We start from the raw sequence: 19,127 nt of genomic DNA, 5'->3' as shown, positions 1-19,127 counted from the left end.
TTGTCGTGGCGGTAGTGCCGTTATGGCAGGAGACATCGTGGACCGATCCAACACCCAGTCCGACCAGCTCACCCTCTCCGGCCGACTCCTCAGAAGAGCCCAGCCAGGAGCCATCCGAGGAGCCGACCGAAGAGCCGGTCGAGGAGGAGACCGAAGAGCCCGTCGTGGAGGAAACGGAAACACCCGATCCTGATTCGTACCGATATTCGTTCACCCATGCCGGTGCCAGCGCCTACGCCTGTTCCGTGGAAGGCCGGCTCCACTCGGTGAACGGATGGCCCTCACAGCTGATGGTGATCAACGAGAGCCCGTACTCCATACAGATCCATTGGCTGGACAGCGCGGGAAACCGGCAGCAATACACGACGCTGGAGCCCGGTCACAACTACCGGATCGACTCGTTCGGCAACCACGCCTGGCTGATCGCCGACCATGGCGCCAACTGCATCCAGATCTTCGGCCTGGCCGCCAACGGCTCCACCATCACCGTCTCCTGACGAAGGAGCCGGAGTGGGCGGTGCGGACGGTGAGGCGGCCGTAGGTCAGCTCGCCGGTGATCCGGACGTGCGGCCCGCCGGCGAGCCGGGAGGCGGGGGCCTTCCACACCACGGAGCCCCATCCGGTGCGCACCCCGTCGGCGTTCGCGCTCGCCCCGGCGGGCAGGATGATCGTGGCGCTGCCGAACGGGAGCCGGAGCTCGATGTCGATGTGCGGATGCCGGATGACGGCCTGCGACAGGTCGAGCCGTACCCTGCCGTACTCGGAGCTGACGCGCAGGCGGCGCGGGACCTGCCAGTCGCCCGCTCGCCTGATGCTTCCGCCGGTGGTCTCGAGCACGACCACGTCGTCCGGCAGGTCGGCGAGGATCGGCTCCAGGTCCTTCGCGGAGGTGGCGGTCAGGGCGAGTTCGAGGCGCTGTTCCAGCTCGGCGGGCTGGAGCCGGCCGTCCGCGTACGCCTGCTGGACCAGCTCCACCGCCATCTCGCGGTCGTCGGGGGTCATCGGCTGACGGCCTTCTTGTACAGCCGCGTGGCGAGCGGCGCGAACACGGCCAGGAGCAGCACCGACCAGAGGAACGACACCGGCACCGCGTGCCGCAGCGGCCAGGCGTCGGGGACGGGCATGGCGGGGCTGGTGTTGCCGAACAGCTCGCGTGAGGCCTGGATCAGGGTGGAGACCGGGTTCCATTCGGCGATCGGCTTCAGCGGGCCGGGCAGGCGCGCGCTGTCGACGAACGCGTTCGACAGGAAGACCAGCGGGAACGACATGATCGTGGCCACGTTGTTGAAGACCTCGGGCGTGCGCAGGGCCAGCGCGACCGTCGCCGTCACCCAGGAGAAGGCGTACGCGAACAGCAGCAGCATGAGGAACCCCAGGGCCGCCTCCCACGGCGAGGTGTGCACGCGCCACCCGACGAGCAGCCCCACGAGCGCCATCGTCACGATGCTGGTGACGTTCATGATGACGTCGGCGACGGTCTGGCCGGTCAGCACGGCCGAGGGCGACATCGGCAGCGTCCGGAACCGGTCGAAGATGCCTCTCTGCAGGTCCTGGGTCAGCGTGTAGCCGGTGATCTGCCCGCTGGAGACGATCGTCATGACGAAGATCCCGGGCAGCAGGTACTCCACGTACGACACGCCCGGCAGGCTGATCATGCTGCCGAAGACGTACGTGAACAGCAGCACGAGCACGATCGGGAGCATGACGACGCCGCCCAGCAGGTCGGGCGCCCGCCGGATCTTCAGGGCGTTGCGCCTGGCGATCGTCACGCCGTCGGCGACGGCGAGATGCAGGGTGTTCATCGTGCGGTCTCCTTGGTCTTCTCGTCGGCCTCGCGTCCCGTGAGGGTCAGGAACACGTCGTCCAGGGTCGGCCGGCGCAGCCCGGCGTCGCGTACGGTGATGCGTTCGGCGGCCAGGCGGACCAGCGCCTCGGTGAGCGCGGACGCGCCGCCCGCGACCGGGATCGTCACCCGCAGGGCGGTCGCGTCGCTCTGCGGGGCGCCCGCGGACAGCGGGGCCAGCACGCGCGTCGCGGACGCCAGGTCCGCGGCGCTCGTCACCGACAGCTCGATCCGGTCGCCGCCGACGTGGCTCTTGAGCTCGTCGGCGGTGCCGAGCGCGATGACGCGTCCGTGGTCGACCACCGCGACGCGGTCGGCGAGCCGGTCGGCCTCCTCCATGTACTGGGTGGTGAGCAGCACCGTCGTGCCCGCCGCGACGAGCTCGGAGATGACGTCCCACAGGCTCGCCCTGGCCCGCGGGTCCAGGCCGGTGGTGGGCTCGTCGAGGAACAGCACCGGCGGGTCGGCGACCAGCGCGCCGGCCAGGTCGAGCCGGCGCCGCATGCCTCCCGAGTAGCCCTGCACCGGGCGGTCGGCGGCGCCCGTCAGGTCGAAGCGCTCCAGCAGCTCGCGGGCGCGCTCCCGGCTGCGCCTGGTGCCCAGGTGGTAGAGGCGGCCGACCATCTCCAGGTTCTCGGCGCCGGTGAGATGGTCGTCGACGGCGGCGTACTGGCCGGAGGCGCCGATCCGGGCGCGTAACCGGCGCGCGTCGCGGACGACGTCGAACCCGGCCACCGTGGCGTGTCCGGCGTCCGGTGTCAGCAAGGTGGTCAGGATCCGCACCGTGGTGGTCTTGCCGGCGCCGTTCGGGCCGAGCAGCCCGAGCACGGTCCCTTCCGGGACGGTCAGGTCCATCCCGTCGAGGGCGACGACGTCGCCGTACTTCTTGACCAGACCTTCGGCCACGATCGCGTCAGGCATGAGCTTCTCCTCACTTGTCAGGAACGGTGGATGACGATGTCGCCGTAGGAGGTGTGGGCCCGCACCTTGACGACGTCGCCGGCCGGGCCGGGGCCGTCGGCGGAGTCCAGGCCGACGTCCACGGATCCGTACTTCGAGCTCACGTCCAGCCAGGCGGCGCTGCCGTCGCGGATGCCCAGCTCCAGCCCGCCGCCGGTGGTCTCCATGACGACCGAGCCGCGGACCGCCTCGCCGATCCGGACGCTGCCGTACGCCGTCTTGGCGACGACGCCGGCCAGGACGCGGTCGACGGTGGCGTCGCCGTGGGCCGTGTTCAGCCGCAGCTCGCCGGTGACCTCCCGGAGGCGGATCTCGCCGTGCGAGTTCCTGATCACCGCCGTGCCGTCGATCTCGCCGACGCGGATGTCGCCGTGGTCCGTGGTGATCTCGGCGTGCCCGGCCGCGCGGGTGACCGAGATGTCGCCGTACGTGGTCTTCAGGCGGAGCCGGCCGGCCGCTTCCACCTGGATGTCGCCGTAGGAGGTGGTGAACGCCACCTCGCCGAGCGGTCCGCGGCAGCGCAGGCCCGCCGCCCGCTTGACGTCGAGGCGGGAGCCCGCGGGCAGGTCGATGGTGACCTGGACCGAGCCGCCCTGGCCGAGCAGCAGCGAGCGCGCCCAGTCGGCGGGCGACTCCACGAGCTTGCCGAGAGACAGGTCCCGGTCGGAGGTGTCCTTGTCGGCGCGGACCAGGAGCCTGCCGCCGGCGTACTCGACCTCGGCGCGCTCGGCGGCCCGCACGTCGGCGTCGTCGAACTCGTCGGCCGGGCGGATCTCCACCACCGTGTCGTCGCGGTCGCCGGCGTTGACCCGGACGGTGGCGGTCGCCATGTCGATGATGGCCAGGATCGGCTCGGGGGTGTGGAAAGCGGGCATCATGGTCCCCTCGTCATGGGTCGGCGTGGTCATCAGCGCACCCATCCGCTGTAGCGGTTGCCGCTCTGCCGGGTGGCGCGGCGTCCGGTCTCGCCGGGGTCGAGGGCGGCGGACACGGCGCGGACCAGCCAGGCGTTGACCGACAGGCCGTCGCGGGCCGCCGCCTCCTCGATGCGCGGCTTGAGGTGCTCGGGAACCCGGAGCGAGATCCGGGCCGTGCCGCCCTCGTCGGCGTCCGGCGGTGGCGGGGCGGGCGGTGGCGCGGCGGGCCGGTCGCTCTCACCCTCGTCCTCGTACGAGCTGCCGCCCGGCGGTGGCGTCACGACGAAGCCGGGGTCGCGGCCGCGCAGGCGCACCTCGACGGAGCCGGGCGCGAGGTCGCGGGTGATCTCGTCGGCGGCGGCGGAGAGAGCCTCGAGCAGCGCGAGCCGGGTGGCCGACTCCAGCGTGGCGGCGAGGCGTTCGCCCAGCACGCGGGCTTCCTCGCCGCCCGCCCCTGCGGCGATCGCCAGCTCGCGGCGGAGGTGATCGACATATGGTGCGAGGTCCATGACGCCACTATGACGCTATTCTGACGCCATTGCAATCCCATAGCGGCGTCTTCATAGCGTCATAGGGGTGTCGGGCCGACCCGTCGTGGCTAGTCCCAGCGGAAGAACACCGCCGCGATCACCGTGCCGAACACCACGTTCGCCGCCAGGGCGACCAGGTGGGCGGCCTCGACGGGCGCGCCGACCCAGGCGGACGACAAAGCCTGGACGCCGGCGCCGAACGGCAGCCACTGCCCGATCGTCGCGACCGCCTCCGGCAGGTTCTGCATCCCGCCGAACATGCCGCCGGTGGCCCCCAGGAGGAAGAAGAGGGTCAGGCCGATCGCCACGGCGGAGTTCGGGGTGGGCGACAGGGCGGCGACGATCAGGCCCACGGCGTACATGGCGGCCACCGTCAGCGCCAGCACGCCGAGCGCCGCGCCGATGTTCACCGGCGTGTTGGCCCCGAACGCCAGCATGGCCACGGCGTAGGCGACCGCGATGCCCACGGCGATCTGCACGATCCCCACCACCGCCTGGGCGACCAGGACCATCATGGGCGAGGCGGGGGTCACGCCGAGACGGCGCAGGATGCCGCTGTGCCGGTAGGCGGCCAGGAAGCTCGGCATGTTGACGATGCCGGTCGTGGCCATGACGATGGCGAACACCAGAGGCAGCACGAACACGTCGAGCGCCGTGCGGCCGTGCGCGACGACGTGCTCGCCGGCGGACGAGGCGTTCATCACCAGGATCAACACGGGCATGCCGATCGGCACGATCAGCCCGGCGGTGTCGCGGGCGACCATCTTGAGCTCGCAGATCAGCATCTGGCCGAAGGCCCGCGGGCCGGGCCGGTACACGGGGATGTCCGTCATCGGGTGCTCTCCTCCTCGGGGTCCAGCCGGTGCCCGGTCAGCGCGACGAACGCGTCGTCCAGGTTGGCCTGCACGCTGCGGGTCTCGGTGGCCACGACGCCGGCCCTGACGAGCGCGACGCTGACGGCCTGGAGCAGGTCTCCCTTGCCCTCGACCGTGACGCGGTCGCCGTCCGCCCGGACGCGCTCGACCTCGGCGAGCCCTTCCAGGAGCCCTTCCGGTACGGGGGAGGCCGCGCGGAAGGTGACCCGCTGGGCGAACCCGGCCCGCCTGACCAGCCCGGCGGGCGAGTCGAGGGCGACGACCCGGCCCGCGTCGAGCAGCGCGACCCGGTCGCACAGCCGCTCGACCTCCTCCATGGCGTGGCTGACGAGCAGGACGGTCACGCCGGACTCGCGCAGCCCTTCGACGGTCGCCCACATGTGACGGCGCGCCTCGGGGTCGAGCCCGGTGGTGAGCTCGTCGAGGATCACCACCCGGGGGCGTCCGATGAGGGCCAGCGCGATCGACAGCCGTTGCTGCTGGCCGCCGGAGAGGTTGTCGAACCGGGTGCGGGCGGAGTCGGTCAGGCTGACCGACTCGATCAGCTCCCCGGCCGGCACCGGGTCGGGGTAAAAGGTCGCGTACAGGCGGACCAGCTCGGTGACGGTCAGCGCGTGGTGCAGGGTGGCGTCCTGCAGCTGGACGCCGAGGACCTGGCGCAGCCGGGCCCGGTCGCGCCGGACGTCCAGGCCGAGCACGCGGACGGTGCCGCGGTCGGGCCGCCGGAGACCGGCGATCATCTCGACGGTGGTCGTCTTGCCGGCCCCGTTGCGCCCCAGGACGCCGAAGATCTCGCCGGCGCCGACCGACAGGCTGATCTCCTCGACGGCGACCTTGGCCCGGTAGCGCTTGTGCAGTCGTTCCGCCTCCACGGCGGGCGTTGATGGCATGCCTCCGACGCTAGGAAGGGGCGGGCACCGGGCGCCTGTGCCGATGGTCAGCAGGCGCACCCATGACTTTCGGCACCCCAGGATCGGGCAGATCGCTCGTACAGTGGCGTTATGCGGCGAATCGAGCCGGACGTGTGGGCCGGTCTGGCGATGCTGCTGGTGTGCGTCGGGGTGGGTGCTCCGACGCTGCTCGGCGTGACCGAGACGTGGGTGCCCCTACCTGTCTGGAGCGCGTTGTTCGCGGGCCTGATGCTCGCGTGCCTGGGCGCCGTGGTCTGGGAGGAAGACGGGAAGAAGGCGGCGTGGGTCTGTTACGCCGCGGCGGTCGTGCTGGGCTGGCTGACGGTCCTGACGGCGCCCCGGGCCGGATGGCTGCCGATCCTGCTGGTCTTCACCGCGACCTTGAGCGCCTACGTCGCGCCACGGTGGGCGGGCCCCGTGGTGATCGCGCTCAACACCGCCGTCATCGCCGTGACCGCGGGCCTCGCCGGCGCCGACCCCACCGGGATCGGGCTCGGCGCGCTGCTGTACCTGCTGATCCAGACGGCGGCGGTGCTCAGCTCGGTGGCGATCATCCGGGAGCAGCGGCTCCGCCGCGAGCTGGCCGAGGCGCACGTGGAGCTGCGGGCGGCGAGCGTCATCCTGGCCGACACCGCGCGAGCGCACGAGCGCCTGCGCATCGCCCGCGAGCTGCACGACCTCATGGGGCACCAGCTCACGGCGCTCACCCTGGAGCTGGAGGTCGCCAGGCACCACGAGGGCGCCGCCGCCCGCACCCACATCGAGCGCGCCGACGGGGTGGCGCGCAACCTGCTGCGGGACGTGCGCACGACCGTCGGGCAGCTCCGCGCCGACGCGCCCGACCTGCGCGAGTCCCTCGACGCCCTGGTACGCGACATCCCGGGGCTCGACGTGGGCATCAGCATCGACGACGTGAGCCTGTCCGAGGAGGTGACGCTGACGCTCATCCGCGCCGTACAGGAGATCGTCACCAACACCATCCGGCACGCCGGCGCGACCTCGCTGCGCATCAGCATCGAGAACACGCCCGGCCAGGCCGTCAAGCTCACCTCCGTCGACGACGGGCGCGGCAGCCCCGAGCTGCGGCTCGGCAACGGCCTGCGCGGGCTGCGCGAGCGCATCGACGCCATCGGGGGCGACGTCAGGCTCGACGGCAGCGACGGGTTCCGCGTGACGGCGACGGTGCCCGCGCGATGATCCGGGTGATCGTGGTCGACGACCAGACCCTGGTGCGGCAGGGCATCCGCAGCCTGCTCGACCTGACCGACGACATCGAGGTGACGGGGGAGGCCGACGACGGCATGTCCGCGCTGGCGGCGATCGAGGAGCACGCCCCCGACGTCGTCCTGCTCGATCTGCGCATGCCCCGCCACGACGGCATCTGGACGCTGAACGCGCTGCGCGAGCGCGCGGGCGACGCGCCGCCGGTGCTCGTGCTGACCACGTTCGACAGCGACACCCTCGTCCTGGACGCGATGCGCGCGGGGGCGGGCGGCTACCTGCTGAAGGACGTGACGCTGGAGCGGCTGACCCGGGCGATCCGCGTCCTGGCCGGCGGGGGGACGCTGATCTCGCCGTCCATCACCGAGCGGCTGATGCGGGCGGTGGGCCGCCGCCCGCCGCCGGACGAGGCGGGGCTGCCCGCGATCCAGCAGCTCACCGAGCGCGAGCTGGAGGTGCTGCGGCTGGTCGCGGAGGGGTACAGCAACCGCGAGATCGCGCGGGCGCTGTTCCTGGCCGAGGGCACGGTCAAGAACCACGTCTCGACCGTGCTGCTCAAGCTCGGCGCGCGAGACCGCACGAACGCGGTGCTGCGCGCCCTGCACGCCCACGTCCTCGACTGATCAGAGCTTGATACGGGCCATGACCGGCAGGTGGTCGCTGCCGGTGGCGGGCAGGGTCCACGTGGTCACCGGCGTCGCCGCCCGGGTCATGACGTGGTCGATCCTGGCGAGAGGGAAGGCGGCGGGCCAGGTGAAGCCGAAACCCTCGTCCGCCGGGGTCAGCCGCGAGGTGACCGGGGCCAGGCCGCGGTCGTCGAGGGTGCTGTTGAGGTCGCCCATCAGGACGATCCGGTCCAGCTTCTCCGCCGCGAGGGCGGCGCCCAGTTCGCCGGCGCTCTCGTCGCGCCAGGCCGAGCCGAAGCCGTCGGGCAGCCGGATGCGGACCGACGGCAGATGGGCGACGTACGCGGCCAGGTCGCCGTACGGTGTCCGCACGGTCGCCCGCAGCCCTCGGCTCCAGTCGCCTCCGACCTCCGCCGGCCTGATGTCCACCGGCCCGGAGTCCGCGAGGGGATGCCTGGACCAGAGCCCGACGCTGCCGACGACCACGTGGTGCGGGTGATCGGGCGCGAGGACGGCCTCGTACACCGGCCGGGCCTCGGGCGTCAGCTCCTCCAGGGCGATCAGGTCGGCCCCGGCCCCGGCGAGCGCGCGGGCGGTGCCTTCCGGGTCGGGGTTCTCGTCGTTCACGTTGTGCTGGAGCACGGTCAGGTCGTGCGCCGCTCCCTGGCCGGCGGGTAACAGCCGGGCGCCGAAGAGGCCGCCCCACACCGCCGAGGGAAGCACCAGCGCCACCAGCGCGAGGGCCGAGCGGCGCAGCACCGCCAGGACGAGCAGCACCGGCACGGCCAGGCCGGCCCAGGGCCGGAAGGTCTCCAGCAGGCTGCCGAGCCGGCCCACCGCGTTCGGCAGCACGCCGGGGAACGCCGTCAGCACGGCCACCACCACGGCGGCCGCCGCCAGGTCCCGCCCGCGGGTCCACGACATCCCGCCGCAGGCTTTCCGATCTTGCGTGCTCATGCCGCCGACCGTACGGGACGTCGCGGGTTGCCGGCCGGATCTCGGGGGAATCGCCGCCTGCGGACGGAGGCCGTGGTCCGCAGGCGGACGAGTGCGGAGCGGCGTCAGGCGCCGCAGTGTTCGAAGGGGCTGGTGTAAGAGCTGCTGCCGACCGAGCCGCCCCACTTGACGCACTGGCCAGGAGCCGACCGCTTGACCGGGCCCGCGTAGTAGCCGTAGCTGCCGGAGTCGGTCGTGCGGGTCGAGCCCTGCGGTTCCAGGAAGGCTGACACCGGCGAGGCCGTGCCGACGTTCGTGGTCTTCAGGGTGACGACGCAGTTGTAGCCGTTGCCGGAGTTGTAGAGCAGGTAGACGCGGCCGCCGGTGAGCGCGGCGGAGTCGATGACGCCGTAGCCGCTGCCGCAGGCTTCCTGCGGGGTGTAGGGGTTGCTGCTGCCGCCGCAGGCGTTGGTGCTGGTGATGGCCTTCTTCTGGCCCAGGGAGACGGTGACGCCGTCGACGGTCGGGCTGGTGTCCATGGCGCCGGTGGAGGTGCGCTGCTCGTAGTGCAGGTGCGGGGCGTCGGTGCCGCCTGTGGCGCCGACGGTGCCGATGGCGGTGCCCTGGCCGACGCTCATGGAGCCGCCCGCCGAGCGGACCATGGTGGCGAGGTGGGCGTAGCGGGTCCTGGTGCCGTCGCTGTGCCGGATCTCCACCCACTGGCCGTAGCTGGTGCTGCCGGCGTTGTAGAAGTACGCGGTGCCGGCCGCGGTGGCGCGGACGGTCTCGCCGTTGGTGGCGTCGCCGCCGTAGCTCTGCCAGTCGATGGAGCCCGACGGGTTGTGGTTGGGGGTCCAGTTGTTGGCGTAGAAGGTCTTTCCGCAGTTGAACGGGCTCTTGTGGGACGCCAGGGCGGTGGACGCCGAGGCGGCCTGGGGGAACAGCGTGGCGGCGAGGGTGACGACGAACGCGATGATCATCGGCCGGGTCGGCTTGCCGGTTGCGGGCATGCGTACCTCTCGGAAAAAGGGGGGTGAGGGGGGTTCGCTGTGGCCACGGAACGTGATCGGAAAGATATCCCTGAAAGTTGTCTTCATCAATCCCTGATGACATGAAAGTTGACCGTGACGCGTAAGGCGGCCTGCCGACCGCCATATCTCCTGCGTCAGGGCCGGTTTGGCGAAAGTTGTCAAAAAACCCGGGTTTCATGGAAAACCTTTACAGACCGCGATCAGCCTCTTGATCACCCCCTCCGCCGCGTACACACTTGCGCTGAATCCCCGGCTTTACAGAGCGTCGTCGGAGGCATGATGGCTCGGGTCAGGAGCACCGCAACATCGCCAGGCCACCGTTTACGTCCGAGCCTCAGACCCGTCACAGCAGTCGCCGCAGCGGCTGCTTTTCTGTTGGCAGGGCTGACAGCACCGACCCCCGTCCAGGCGGGCACCCCGGTCACGCACCGGGAGCCCCCGCCTGACACCGCCACCGAGCTGGGCGCCCTCGACGTGGCCCGCCAGAAGAACGAACGCGTCGAGGTCGGCTCGCTGCGCACCGAGACCCGCACCGTCTACGCCACCCCCGAGGGCAGCCTCGTCCTGGAGCAGAACGCCCGCCCCGTCCGGGTACGTCAGGACGGCCGGTGGACGCCGGTCGACACCACCCTGCGCCGTCTGCCGGACGGTTCGGTCGCCCCCGTCGCGACGGCGGTGGACCTGCGGTTCTCCGGCGGCGGCGACGCCCCGATGGCCAAGGTCGCCAGGGGCGCCAAGTCCCTCGCGATGACCTGGGCGGGCAAGCTGCCCGAGCCCGTGCTCGACGGCGCCACCGCGACCTACGCCGAGGTGCTGCCCGGCGTCGACCTTCAGGTGACGGCCGACGTGGACGGCTTCTCGCACGTCCTCGTGGTCAAGACCAGGGAGGCCGCGCTGAGCGGCCGGCTCGACCGGCTCGACTTCGCCCTCCAGCCGGAGGGCCTCACCGTACGGCGGGGCCGGGGCGGCGGGATGGAGGCGGTGGACCGGACGGGCGCGGAGGTGTTCGCCGCGCCGACGCCGCTGATGTGGGACTCGCCCGACACCGTCAGGGCCCTGGCCAAGCGGCCTGGCGAGGGGCCGGACCCGGGCACCCGGCACGAGGCGATGGGCCTGCGGGTCGACGACCGCGCGCTGACGCTCACCCCCGACAAGGCCATGCTCGCCGACCCGGACACCCGCTACCCCGTCTACCTGGACCCGTCGGTGTCCGCGCCGCGCGGCTCGTGGACCGCGGTGTGGAAGCGGTATCCGACCACCAACTACCTCAACTCCAGCGACGTGGCGCGCGTCGGGCACGAGAACGACACCGGAGGCACGAACCGGTCGTTCTTCCAGATGAACACCGGCAGCGCCATCCACGGCAAGCAGATCATCAAGGCCACCCTGCGCACGTACGAGACGTGGTCGTGGTCGTGCACCAAGAAGCCCGTCGAGCTCTGGCGGACCGGCACCATCAGCAAGTCCACCACCTGGAACAACCAGCCGACCTGGTACGAGAAGCTCAACACCCAGACGGTGGCCAAGGGCTGGGGCACCGCCTGCCCGGCCGGCGGCGTGGAGTTCGACGCCACGGCGGCGGCGGTGCAGGCGGCGGCCAAGAGCTGGCCGAACATCACGCTGGGCCTGCGCGCCAGCAGTGAGACCGACACGTACGCGTGGAAGAAGTTCCGCAACAACCCCACGCTCGTCGTCGAGTACAACACCATCCCGACCACTCCCGTCGCGGCCGACGTCTGGTCCGACCCGGGCGGCGCGTGCGTCTCCGGCACGGCACGGCCGAGGATCGGGACGGCGACGCCGAAGCTGTGGGCGAAGCTGCGCGACGGCGACAACTCGGTGAAGGCCCGCTTCGAGTGGTACGACGCGGCCGGGACGAAGCGCGGCGAGTTCCTCACCGCCGCGGCCTCCTCCGGCAACGCGTTCACCGCGACCGTCCCCGCAGGCGTCTACACGGACGGCTCGGTGATCCGGTGGCGGGCGCGCGGCGAGGACGGCCAGGCGAACAGCGGCTGGAGCCCGTACTGCGAGATCGGCGTGGACACCACCGCGCCGGGCCGCGAGCCGACGGTCTCCTCGGCGCGGTATCCGGAGAACGCCTGGGGCGAAGGGCTCGGCCGGGCCGGGGAGTTCACCTTCGGCGCGAACGGCGAGGCCGACGTGACCGCGTTCCTGTACGGGCTCAACACCAGCCCCGTCACCGAGGTGAGCGCGACCGGCGGCGCGGCGACGATCAGTCTCACCCCGCTGGAGGAGGGCCCGAACGTGCTGTCCGTGCGCAGCAAGGACGGCGCGGGCAAGCAGGGCCCGATCCGCAGCTACGTGTTCAACGTGCGGGCCGGCACCGGCCCCGCGGGCTACTGGCGGCTCGACGAGGGCTCCGGCGTCACCGCCGGGGACGAGGCGGGCGCCCATCCGGTGGCGGTCACCGGCGCCGCCTGGGCCGACGGCCGGGCCGGCAAGGCGCTCAAGTTCGCCGGCGCCGGCCAGTACGCCGCCACGGCCGCCGGCGTCGTGCCGACCGATCAGAACCTCGCGGTCTCGGCGTGGGTGCGGCTGTCGTCGCTGCCCGCGGGCAACGTGGCCGCCGTCAGCCAGAGCGGGCAGGACAACAGCGGCTTCTGGCTCGGCTACAGCGGCGGCGTCAAGTCGTGGGCGTTCATGATGAACCACCCGGGCGGCACCTCGCACACCATCTGGGCGCGCAACCCCGCGGTGGTGCCCGCCGCGAACGAGTGGACCCACCTCACCGGCGTCTACGACTCCGCCACGCGCAAGATGACCCTGTACGTGAACGGCACGCTCGCCGCCGGGCCCGTGACGTACCACGGCGGGGCCGGACCGGCGACGGCGGTGCAGTTCGGGCAGGCCCGCTACCAGGGCAGGCAGACCGACCCGTGGCCCGGCGAGGTGGACGAGGTCAGGGTGCACGACCGGGCCCTGGCCGCCGACGAGATCGTGAAGCTGGTCAACCACGCGGCCACGCTCACCGGCCACTGGACGCTGGACGAGGAGACCGGCACCGCCGCGGCCGACGCGGCGGGCGTGACCGGCCCGCTCACCCTCGGCCCGGGGGCCTCCTGGACCAGCGGCTGGCTCGACGGGGCGCTCGCGCTCGACGGAGCCGCCGGGCACGCCGAGGCGTCGCGGGCGGCGGTGCGCACCGACGACAGCTTCACCGTCACGGCGTGGGTCCAGCTCGACACGCTGCCGCCGGCCGACGCCGCGGCGGTGGCGCAGCGCGGGACCCGGGCCCGCGGCTTCGCGCTCGGCTACGCCGCCGACGGGCCGCGCTGGTCCTTCGGCATGGCCGGCGCCGACGCGGACGGGGCGCCGGTGACGCGCACCCGATCGGACGCCGTCCCGTACGTCATGGAATGGACCCACGTGGCGGGCGTGTACGACGCGCTCGCCAAGAAGCTGCGCGTCTACGTGGGCGGGCAGCTCGTCGCCACCACCGAGACCGGCCACGCGAGCACCTGGAACGCCACCGGGCCGCTCCAGCTCGGCCGGACCCTGCACGACGGCGCGTTCACCGGGCACTGGCCCGGCATCGTCGACGATGTCCGCACCTACCAGGGCGCACTGGGCGATCTCGACGTCGCCCGGCTCGCCGCCGAATGACCCTCCGCCGGCACCCCCCATGCCCGACCCCTGGACGGTGAGGATGTACGACCACGAGGAGATCCCCGACTACGAGCGCTCGACCTTCCTGATCTTCGAATGGTTCCCGCGTAAGTTCCGCTGGTTCGCCCGGTCCTGCGCGGCCATGGCGATCGTGGTCGTCGTGCCGCTGGTGTACGCCATGCCGGCCGAGGCCGAACGCAGGGAACGGCCGGAGGTTCAGAAGGAGGAGCCGGTGCCCGGCCGGCCGGTCGCCGTGCTGCCCAAGGCCGAGGACGTCACGGCCGAGAAGGCGCTCAAGGCGGCCCCGTCCGTGGCCTGGCCGAAGCCGGGCACCGCCGAGTTCGCACCGGCCGCGAGCCGGCCGGAGCGGGGCAAGGCCGAGCCGGGCAAGGCCGAGCAGGGCAAGGCCGCAGCTGAGCCGGGCGCGGGTGAGAAGGCCTGGGTGAAGGCCGGTTCGCTGCCGGTGCGGGTAGAGGCCCCGGCGAGCGGGCGCGCCCAGGCGCCGCCCGAGCGGGTCAGGGTCGAGGTGCTCGACCGGGCCAAGACCCCCGGCGTCCAGGGCGTGCCGCTGCGCCTGTCCCGGGGACAGGGCGCCACGCGCGGCGGCCCGGCCCGGGTCGAGCTGGACTATTCGGGCTTCCGGCACGCGTTCGGCGGCGACTACGCCGACCGGCTGAAGCTGGTCAAGCTGCCGGACTGCGCGGGCGCCGCCTGCCCCGAGCCGGAGCCGGTGCCCGCCGAGAACGACGTCAAGGCGGGCGTGCTGACGGCCGAGGTGAACGTCGAAGGCGCCCAGCTGTACGCGCTGACCGCCACCGCCTCGGGCGCCTCGGGCGACTACTCGGCCACGTCGCTGGCCCCGTCGGCGAAGTGGAGCGTCGGCCCCCAGTCGGGCGACTTCAGCTGGAACCACCCGATGCGGGTGCCGCCGTCCATCGGCGGCGAGGAGCCCGTGATCAGCCTCGGCTACTCCTCGCAGAGCGTCGACGGCCGCACCTCCTCCACCAACAACCAGGTGTCCTGGGCGGGTGAGGGCTTCGACCTGACCTCCGGCGGCTACATCGAGCGCCGCTACAAGTCCTGCACCGCCGACGGCAAGAAGACCGGCGACCTGTGCTGGGACCACGAGAACGCCACGCTGATGCTCAACGGCTCGGCCGTGGAGCTGGTCAAGGACGCCACCACCAAGCAGTGGCGGCCCAAGCGCGACGACGGCACCCGGATCGAGCTGCTCACCGGGGCGACGAACGGCGACAACGACGGCGAGTACTGGCGGCTCACCACCACCGACGGCACCCAGTACCACTTCGGACTCAACCGGCTGCCCGGCTGGACCACCGGCAAGCCCGAGACGAAGTCGGCCTGGACGGTGCCGGTGTTCGGCAACGAGTCCGGCGAGCCCTGCCACAACTCCACCCCCGCGAACGCCTGGTGCCAGCAGGCCTGGCGCTGGAACCTGGACTACTCGGCCGACCGGCACGGCAACGCGCTCACGTACTGGTACGAGACCGAGCGCAACCACTACGGCCGCAACGAGAAGCCCGACCTGGGCACCCCGTACGTCCGCGGCGGGTATCTGACCCGCATCGACTACGGCTACCGCTCGGCCGAGCTGTTCTCCGGGGCCCCGGCGGCGCGGGCGGTGTTCACCGTGGCCGAGCGGTGCCTGCCGAGCGGCTCGATCACCTGCGAGCCGGCCCAGCTCACCAAGGACACCGCGAGCCACTGGCCCGACGTGCCGTTCGACCGCAACTGCGACGCCGGCGAGAGCTGCAAGGACCGCACCTCGCCCACGTTCTGGACCCGCAAGCGGCTGGCGAAGGTGACGACGCAGGTCCGCTCCGGCAGCGCGTACCGGGACGTGGACTCCTGGACGCTCACCCACTCCTTCCCCGCCACCGGCGACGGCCTGAGCCCGGCGCTGTGGCTGGCCTCGATCCAGCACGCCGGCCACGTCGGCGGCACCGTCACGCTGCCCAAGGTGACCTTCGCCGGGGTGCAGCTCCGCAACCGGGTCGACGCCGACGAGGGACGCGCCCCGCTGTACAAGTGGCGCATCCAGTCGATCAACTCCGAGGCCGGCGCCGAGACCCGGGTGAACTACGCGCCCGAGGAGTGCGCGCCGGGCAACCTGCCCGCCGCCGACCGCAACACCAAGCGCTGCTACCCGCAACGCTGGACGCCGCAGGACGAGATGGAGGTGCTCGACTGGTTCCACAAGCATGTGGTCGCGCAGACCGTGGAGATCGACCGTACCGCCCGCTCCCCCTGGCTGGTCACCGACTACGAGTACCTCGACGGGGCGGCCTGGCGGTACGCCGAGCACATCCTGATCAAGCCCAAGGAGCGCACCTGGTCCGACTGGCGCGGTTTCTCCCGCGTACGGGTGCGTCAGGGCGACGGCCAGGACGGGCCGCGCACGATGACCGAGCACCGCTACTACCGCGGCATGGACGACGACCGGCTGGCCGACGGGAGCCGCAAGGACGTCCGGGTCACCGACAGCGAGGGCAAGGCGCGCGAGGACCACGACCAGCTCTCCGGGGCCGACCTGGAGACGATCGTGCACGACGGCGACGGCGGGAAGGTCCTGTCGGCCACCGCCGAGGAGCACTGGTGGCGCAAGACGGCCGAGTTCACGTTCGAGGGCGTGACCAAGACGGCCCACATCGTGCAGTCCGCGAAGATGACCGCCCGCGACCTGAAGGAGGACGGCACCTGGCAGCGCACCGCCGAGGAGCGGACGTACGACGAGCACGGCATCCTCACCCAGGTGAGCGACCTCGGCGACGTCACCGACCCCGCTGACGACGTCTGCACCCGCTACACCCACGCCCGCGACCCGGCCGCGTGGATGCTCGACTTCACCAGCCGCGTCGAGACCGTCGCCAAGCCGTGCTCGGCGACGCCGCAGCGGCCCGCCGACGTGCTGTCGGACGAGCGGTTCCACTTCGACGGGCGCGCGTTCGGGCAGCCGCCGCTGCGCGGCGACGTGACCCGCGAGGAGGAGCTGGCCTCGTACGAGGGGAGCACGCCGCGGTACGTGCTGGACGTGGCGCGCACGTACGACGCCTACGGCCGCGAGACGTCGGAGACCGACGCGGCCGGCGGCTCCACCACGACCACGTACGTGCCCGCGACCGGCGCGCAGGCGACCGAGGTGCGCTCCGCCAACCCGCTCGGCCACTCGGACGTCACCTACGTGGAGCCCGCCTGGGGCGAGCCGGTCGCGGAGGAGGACGAGAACGGCCGCCGCGCCGACCTGCAGCACGACCCGCTCGGCCGCCTGGTCAAGGTGTGGCAGAACGACAGGAACAAGGCGGCGGGCCAGTCGCCCAACACCGAGTACTCCTACCTGATCCGCACCGACGGCCCGAACGTCGTCACCACCAGGACGCTCGCGACCGACGGCACGTACATCGCCAGCCACGAGCTCTACGACGGGCTGATGCGCCCGCGCCAGACCCAGGAGCCCGCGCCCGGCGGCGGCCGGGTCATCACCGACACCTTCCACAACTCCATCGGCGAGGTGGCCAAGACCAACGAGGGCTACTACGCCACCGGCGACCCGGAGACGAACGTGTTCGCGGTGTCGGACGACGACGTCGCCGGGCAGGTCGTCACCGCCTTCGACGGGGCCGGCGAGATGGTCTCGCAGAGCTTCCGCGTCAAGGGCCAGGAGAAGTGGAAGTCCACCGTCCGGCGCGCCGCCGACCGGGCGCACGTCACCCCGCCGCCCGGCGAGAGCGCCGCCACCCTCATCGCCGACGTCGAGGGCCGGGGCGTGGAGCTGCGCCAGTACAAGGGCTCGACCCCGACCGGCGAGTACGAGGCCACCAAGTACACCTACGACAAGGCGGGCCGGCTCGCCACCGTGACCGACTCCGCGGGCAACGTGTGGCGGCACCACTACGACCTGCGGGACCGCGAGATCAAGACCGAGGACCCGGACAAGGGCGTCACCACCCGCGTCTTCAACGACCTCGACGAGGAGGTGTCCAGCACCGACGCCCGCGGCCGCACCCTCGTGCACGCCTACGACCTGCTCGGGCGCAGGACCTCGACCCGGGAGGGCTCGGCCACCGGGCCGCTGCTGGCCGAGTGGCGCTACGACGTGCTGGCCAAGGGCCACCTGGCCGAGACGGTCAGGTACGCCGGAGGGCAGGCCTACTCCGCCAAGATCGAGGCCATCGACCGGGAGTACCGCACCCTCCGCCAGAGCGTCACCATCCCGGCACGCGAAGGCCCGCTGGCCGGCACGTACCTCTTCAACACCCGCTACACCGCCGACGACCAGGTGCAGTCCATCACGTTCCCGGAGGCCGGCGGCCTCCCGGCGGAGACCGTCACCTACGGGTACGACGCGCTGCGCCAGCCCACCAAGGTCGAGGGCCTGTCCACGTACGTCACCGACGCCCGCTACGGCAAGCTCGGCGAGACGCTCCAGTACGAGCTCAGCACCGGCGCCCGCAAGACGTGGCTCACCTACACCCATGAGGAGGGCACCCGCAGGCTCATCCGCTCCCAGCTCGACAGGGACATCGGCACCGCCTCCGACCTGGACCTGAACTACACCTACGACGCGACGGGCAACGTCACCCGCATCGCCGACCGGGCGTCCGCCGACACCCAGTGCTTCACCTACGACCACCGGCGCCGGCTCAGCGCCGCGTGGACGGCCACCGACGCCTGCGCCGCCCCCGAGCCGCGCTCCACCCTGATCGGCGGCGTCGCGCCGTACGCCACCAGCTACGCCTACGACTCCACCGGCAACCGGACGAAGGAGACCCACCACGCCTTCGGTGGCCGGTCCCAGGTCGTCCGCGACTACGCCTACCCGGCCGCCGGGCAGCCCCGGCCGCACGCGCTCGCGTCCGTCACGCCCACCGGCCCGGCCGGTGAGCAGTCGTCCTCCTACGAGTACGACGCGGCGGGCAACACGATCGTGCGCCGGACCGGCAGCTCCTCCCAGCAGCTCACCTGGGACGCCGAGGGCAACCTCGAATCGGTCACCGAGGCCGGCAAGACCACCTCGTTCGTCTACGACGCCGACGGCGACCGGCTGATCCGCCGCACCCCCACCGACACCGTCCTGTACGTGGACGACCTGGAGCTGCGGCTCGACCAGGCCAAGCAGACCGTGGAGGGCACCCGCTACTACACGGTCAACGGCGAGGCGGTGGCGGTACGCAACTCGGCGGGGAAGGTCCACTTCTTCGCCAGCGACCACCACGGCACCGCCAACGCCGCCGTCGACGCCGACAGCGGCGCGGTGGCGATCCGCCGTCAGACCCCCTTCGGCGCCGACCGGGGCACCCCGCCCACCTGGTGGCCGGGCGAACGGGGGTTCGTCGGCGGGACCGTGGACCCGACGACCAAGCTCGTGCACCTGGGCGCCCGCGAGTACGACCCGGTGATCGGCCGGTTCCTGTCCGTGGACCCGGTCATCGACGAGCAAGATCCGCAGCAGCTGCACGGCTACGCCTACGCCGGCAACAGCCCCGTCTCCGTGACCGACCCCGACGGGCAGCTCGGCGGGGTCGCCGCCGGCATCGCGCTGCGCATCGCCCTCCAGGCCGCGGCCGGGCGGGCGGCGATCGCCGCGGCCCGCAGGGCAGCCGCTGCCGCAGCCCGGCGCGCCGCGCTCGCC

14 protein-coding genes are annotated in these 19,127 nt (G+C 72.3%); 5 read left to right on the top strand and 9 right to left on the bottom strand.

Going from position 1 to position 19,127, the window contains the following annotated elements; all coding sequences use genetic code 11:
• Positions 1 to 5: 5 nt before the first annotated feature.
• A complete protein-coding gene (locus ABD999_RS22490) occupies positions 6 to 497 on the top strand; it encodes a VHL beta domain-containing protein (protein WP_271277031.1) in 492 nt (163 codons plus the stop codon).
• On the opposite strand, the gene ABD999_RS22485 is transcribed toward ABD999_RS22490, so the two are convergent.
• The 7 genes from ABD999_RS22485 to ABD999_RS22455 form a co-directional block, all read right to left on the bottom strand.
• Positions 484 to 1,002, bottom strand: a complete 519-nt coding sequence (locus ABD999_RS22485; protein WP_271277032.1) for a DUF1707 SHOCT-like domain-containing protein — start codon at positions 1,000 to 1,002, stop codon at positions 484 to 486. The two genes, ABD999_RS22490 and ABD999_RS22485, sit on opposite strands and share 14 nt — an antisense overlap.
• Entirely contained in the window at positions 999 to 1,802 is an 804-nt protein-coding gene (locus ABD999_RS22480; protein WP_271277033.1) for an ABC transporter permease, read from the bottom strand. Before ABD999_RS22480 ends, ABD999_RS22485 begins: the two co-directional genes overlap by 4 nt.
• The gene (locus tag ABD999_RS22475; RefSeq protein ID WP_148035855.1) at positions 1,799 to 2,764 is read right to left on the bottom strand and encodes an ATP-binding cassette domain-containing protein; all 966 of its coding nucleotides are present in this window, start codon (positions 2,762 to 2,764) and stop codon (positions 1,799 to 1,801) included. Before ABD999_RS22475 ends, ABD999_RS22480 begins: the two co-directional genes overlap by 4 nt.
• A 17-nt stretch (positions 2,765 to 2,781) precedes the next feature.
• Entirely contained in the window at positions 2,782 to 3,711 is a 930-nt protein-coding gene (locus ABD999_RS22470; protein WP_271277034.1) for a DUF4097 family beta strand repeat-containing protein, read from the bottom strand.
• On the bottom strand, positions 3,711 to 4,229 hold the full coding sequence (locus tag ABD999_RS22465; protein WP_219546837.1) for a toxin-antitoxin system HicB family antitoxin: 519 nt from the start codon (positions 4,227 to 4,229) through the stop codon (positions 3,711 to 3,713). Before ABD999_RS22465 ends, ABD999_RS22470 begins: the two co-directional genes overlap by 1 nt.
• A gap of 89 nt (positions 4,230 to 4,318) precedes the next feature.
• Positions 4,319 to 5,083: an ABC transporter permease gene (locus tag ABD999_RS22460; protein WP_271277035.1), complete on the bottom strand. Its 765-nt coding sequence runs from the start codon at positions 5,081 to 5,083 to the stop codon at positions 4,319 to 4,321.
• Complete coding sequence (locus tag ABD999_RS22455; protein WP_271277036.1) at positions 5,080 to 6,015, bottom strand: ABC transporter ATP-binding protein; 936 nt, start codon at positions 6,013 to 6,015, stop codon at positions 5,080 to 5,082. The genes ABD999_RS22460 and ABD999_RS22455 overlap by 4 nt, the downstream gene beginning before the upstream one ends.
• A gap of 111 nt (positions 6,016 to 6,126) precedes the next feature.
• On the opposite strand from ABD999_RS22455, the gene ABD999_RS22450 reads away from it, so the two are divergent.
• Positions 6,127 to 7,233 carry a sensor histidine kinase gene (locus tag ABD999_RS22450; protein ID WP_271277037.1) on the top strand — a complete coding sequence of 369 codons (1,107 nt, stop codon included), beginning with the start codon at positions 6,127 to 6,129 and terminating at the stop codon, positions 7,231 to 7,233.
• A complete protein-coding gene (locus ABD999_RS22445; RefSeq protein WP_271277038.1) occupies positions 7,230 to 7,880 on the top strand; it encodes a response regulator in 651 nt (216 codons plus the stop codon). Before ABD999_RS22450 ends, ABD999_RS22445 begins: the two co-directional genes overlap by 4 nt.
• Here the strand turns inward: ABD999_RS22445 and ABD999_RS22440 are convergent, their stop codons facing one another.
• Positions 7,881 to 8,840, bottom strand: coding sequence for an endonuclease/exonuclease/phosphatase family protein (locus ABD999_RS22440; protein ID WP_271277039.1), 960 nt, complete (start codon positions 8,838 to 8,840; stop codon positions 7,881 to 7,883).
• 104 nt (positions 8,841 to 8,944) lie between these two features.
• Complete coding sequence (locus ABD999_RS22435) at positions 8,945 to 9,829, bottom strand: M23 family metallopeptidase (protein ID WP_271277040.1); 885 nt, start codon at positions 9,827 to 9,829, stop codon at positions 8,945 to 8,947.
• A gap of 396 nt (positions 9,830 to 10,225) precedes the next feature.
• On the opposite strand from ABD999_RS22435, the gene ABD999_RS22430 reads away from it, so the two are divergent.
• Both ABD999_RS22430 and ABD999_RS22425 read left to right on the top strand, forming a co-directional pair.
• Positions 10,226 to 13,474, top strand: a complete 3,249-nt coding sequence (locus ABD999_RS22430) for a LamG-like jellyroll fold domain-containing protein (protein WP_271277041.1) — start codon at positions 10,226 to 10,228, stop codon at positions 13,472 to 13,474.
• A gap of 43 nt (positions 13,475 to 13,517) precedes the next feature.
• On the top strand, positions 13,518 to 19,127 hold a 5,610-nt coding region (locus ABD999_RS22425; protein ID WP_345482864.1), incomplete at its 3' end, for an RHS repeat domain-containing protein.

Source organism: Nonomuraea ferruginea (assembly GCF_039540635.1).
Lineage (GTDB): Bacteria > Actinomycetota > Actinomycetes > Streptosporangiales > Streptosporangiaceae > Nonomuraea > Nonomuraea ferruginea.
Note: the sequence above shows the minus strand (reverse complement) of the source record. Positions and strands in the feature narration are given on the sequence as shown.

What these genes read in the sequence shown, in the direction of transcription:
- ABD999_RS22485 (WP_271277032.1), bottom strand. Translation starts at nt 1,002, where the DNA reads ATGACCCCCGACGACCGCGAGATGGCGGTGGAGCTGGTCCAGCAGGCG.
- ABD999_RS22480 (WP_271277033.1), bottom strand. Translation starts at nt 1,802, where the DNA reads ATGAACACCCTGCATCTCGCCGTCGCCGACGGCGTGACGATCGCCAGG.
- ABD999_RS22475 (WP_148035855.1), bottom strand. Translation starts at nt 2,764, where the DNA reads ATGCCTGACGCGATCGTGGCCGAAGGTCTGGTCAAGAAGTACGGCGAC.
- ABD999_RS22470 (WP_271277034.1), bottom strand. Translation starts at nt 3,711, where the DNA reads ATGACCACGCCGACCCATGACGAGGGGACCATGATGCCCGCTTTCCAC.
- ABD999_RS22465 (WP_219546837.1), bottom strand. Translation starts at nt 4,229, where the DNA reads ATGGACCTCGCACCATATGTCGATCACCTCCGCCGCGAGCTGGCGATC.
- ABD999_RS22460 (WP_271277035.1), bottom strand. Translation starts at nt 5,083, where the DNA reads ATGACGGACATCCCCGTGTACCGGCCCGGCCCGCGGGCCTTCGGCCAG.
- ABD999_RS22455 (WP_271277036.1), bottom strand. Translation starts at nt 6,015, where the DNA reads ATGCCATCAACGCCCGCCGTGGAGGCGGAACGACTGCACAAGCGCTAC.
- ABD999_RS22450 (WP_271277037.1), top strand. Translation starts at nt 6,127, where the DNA reads ATGCGGCGAATCGAGCCGGACGTGTGGGCCGGTCTGGCGATGCTGCTG.
- ABD999_RS22445 (WP_271277038.1), top strand. Translation starts at nt 7,230, where the DNA reads ATGATCCGGGTGATCGTGGTCGACGACCAGACCCTGGTGCGGCAGGGC.
- ABD999_RS22440 (WP_271277039.1), bottom strand. Translation starts at nt 8,840, where the DNA reads ATGAGCACGCAAGATCGGAAAGCCTGCGGCGGGATGTCGTGGACCCGC.
- ABD999_RS22435 (WP_271277040.1), bottom strand. Translation starts at nt 9,829, where the DNA reads ATGCCCGCAACCGGCAAGCCGACCCGGCCGATGATCATCGCGTTCGTC.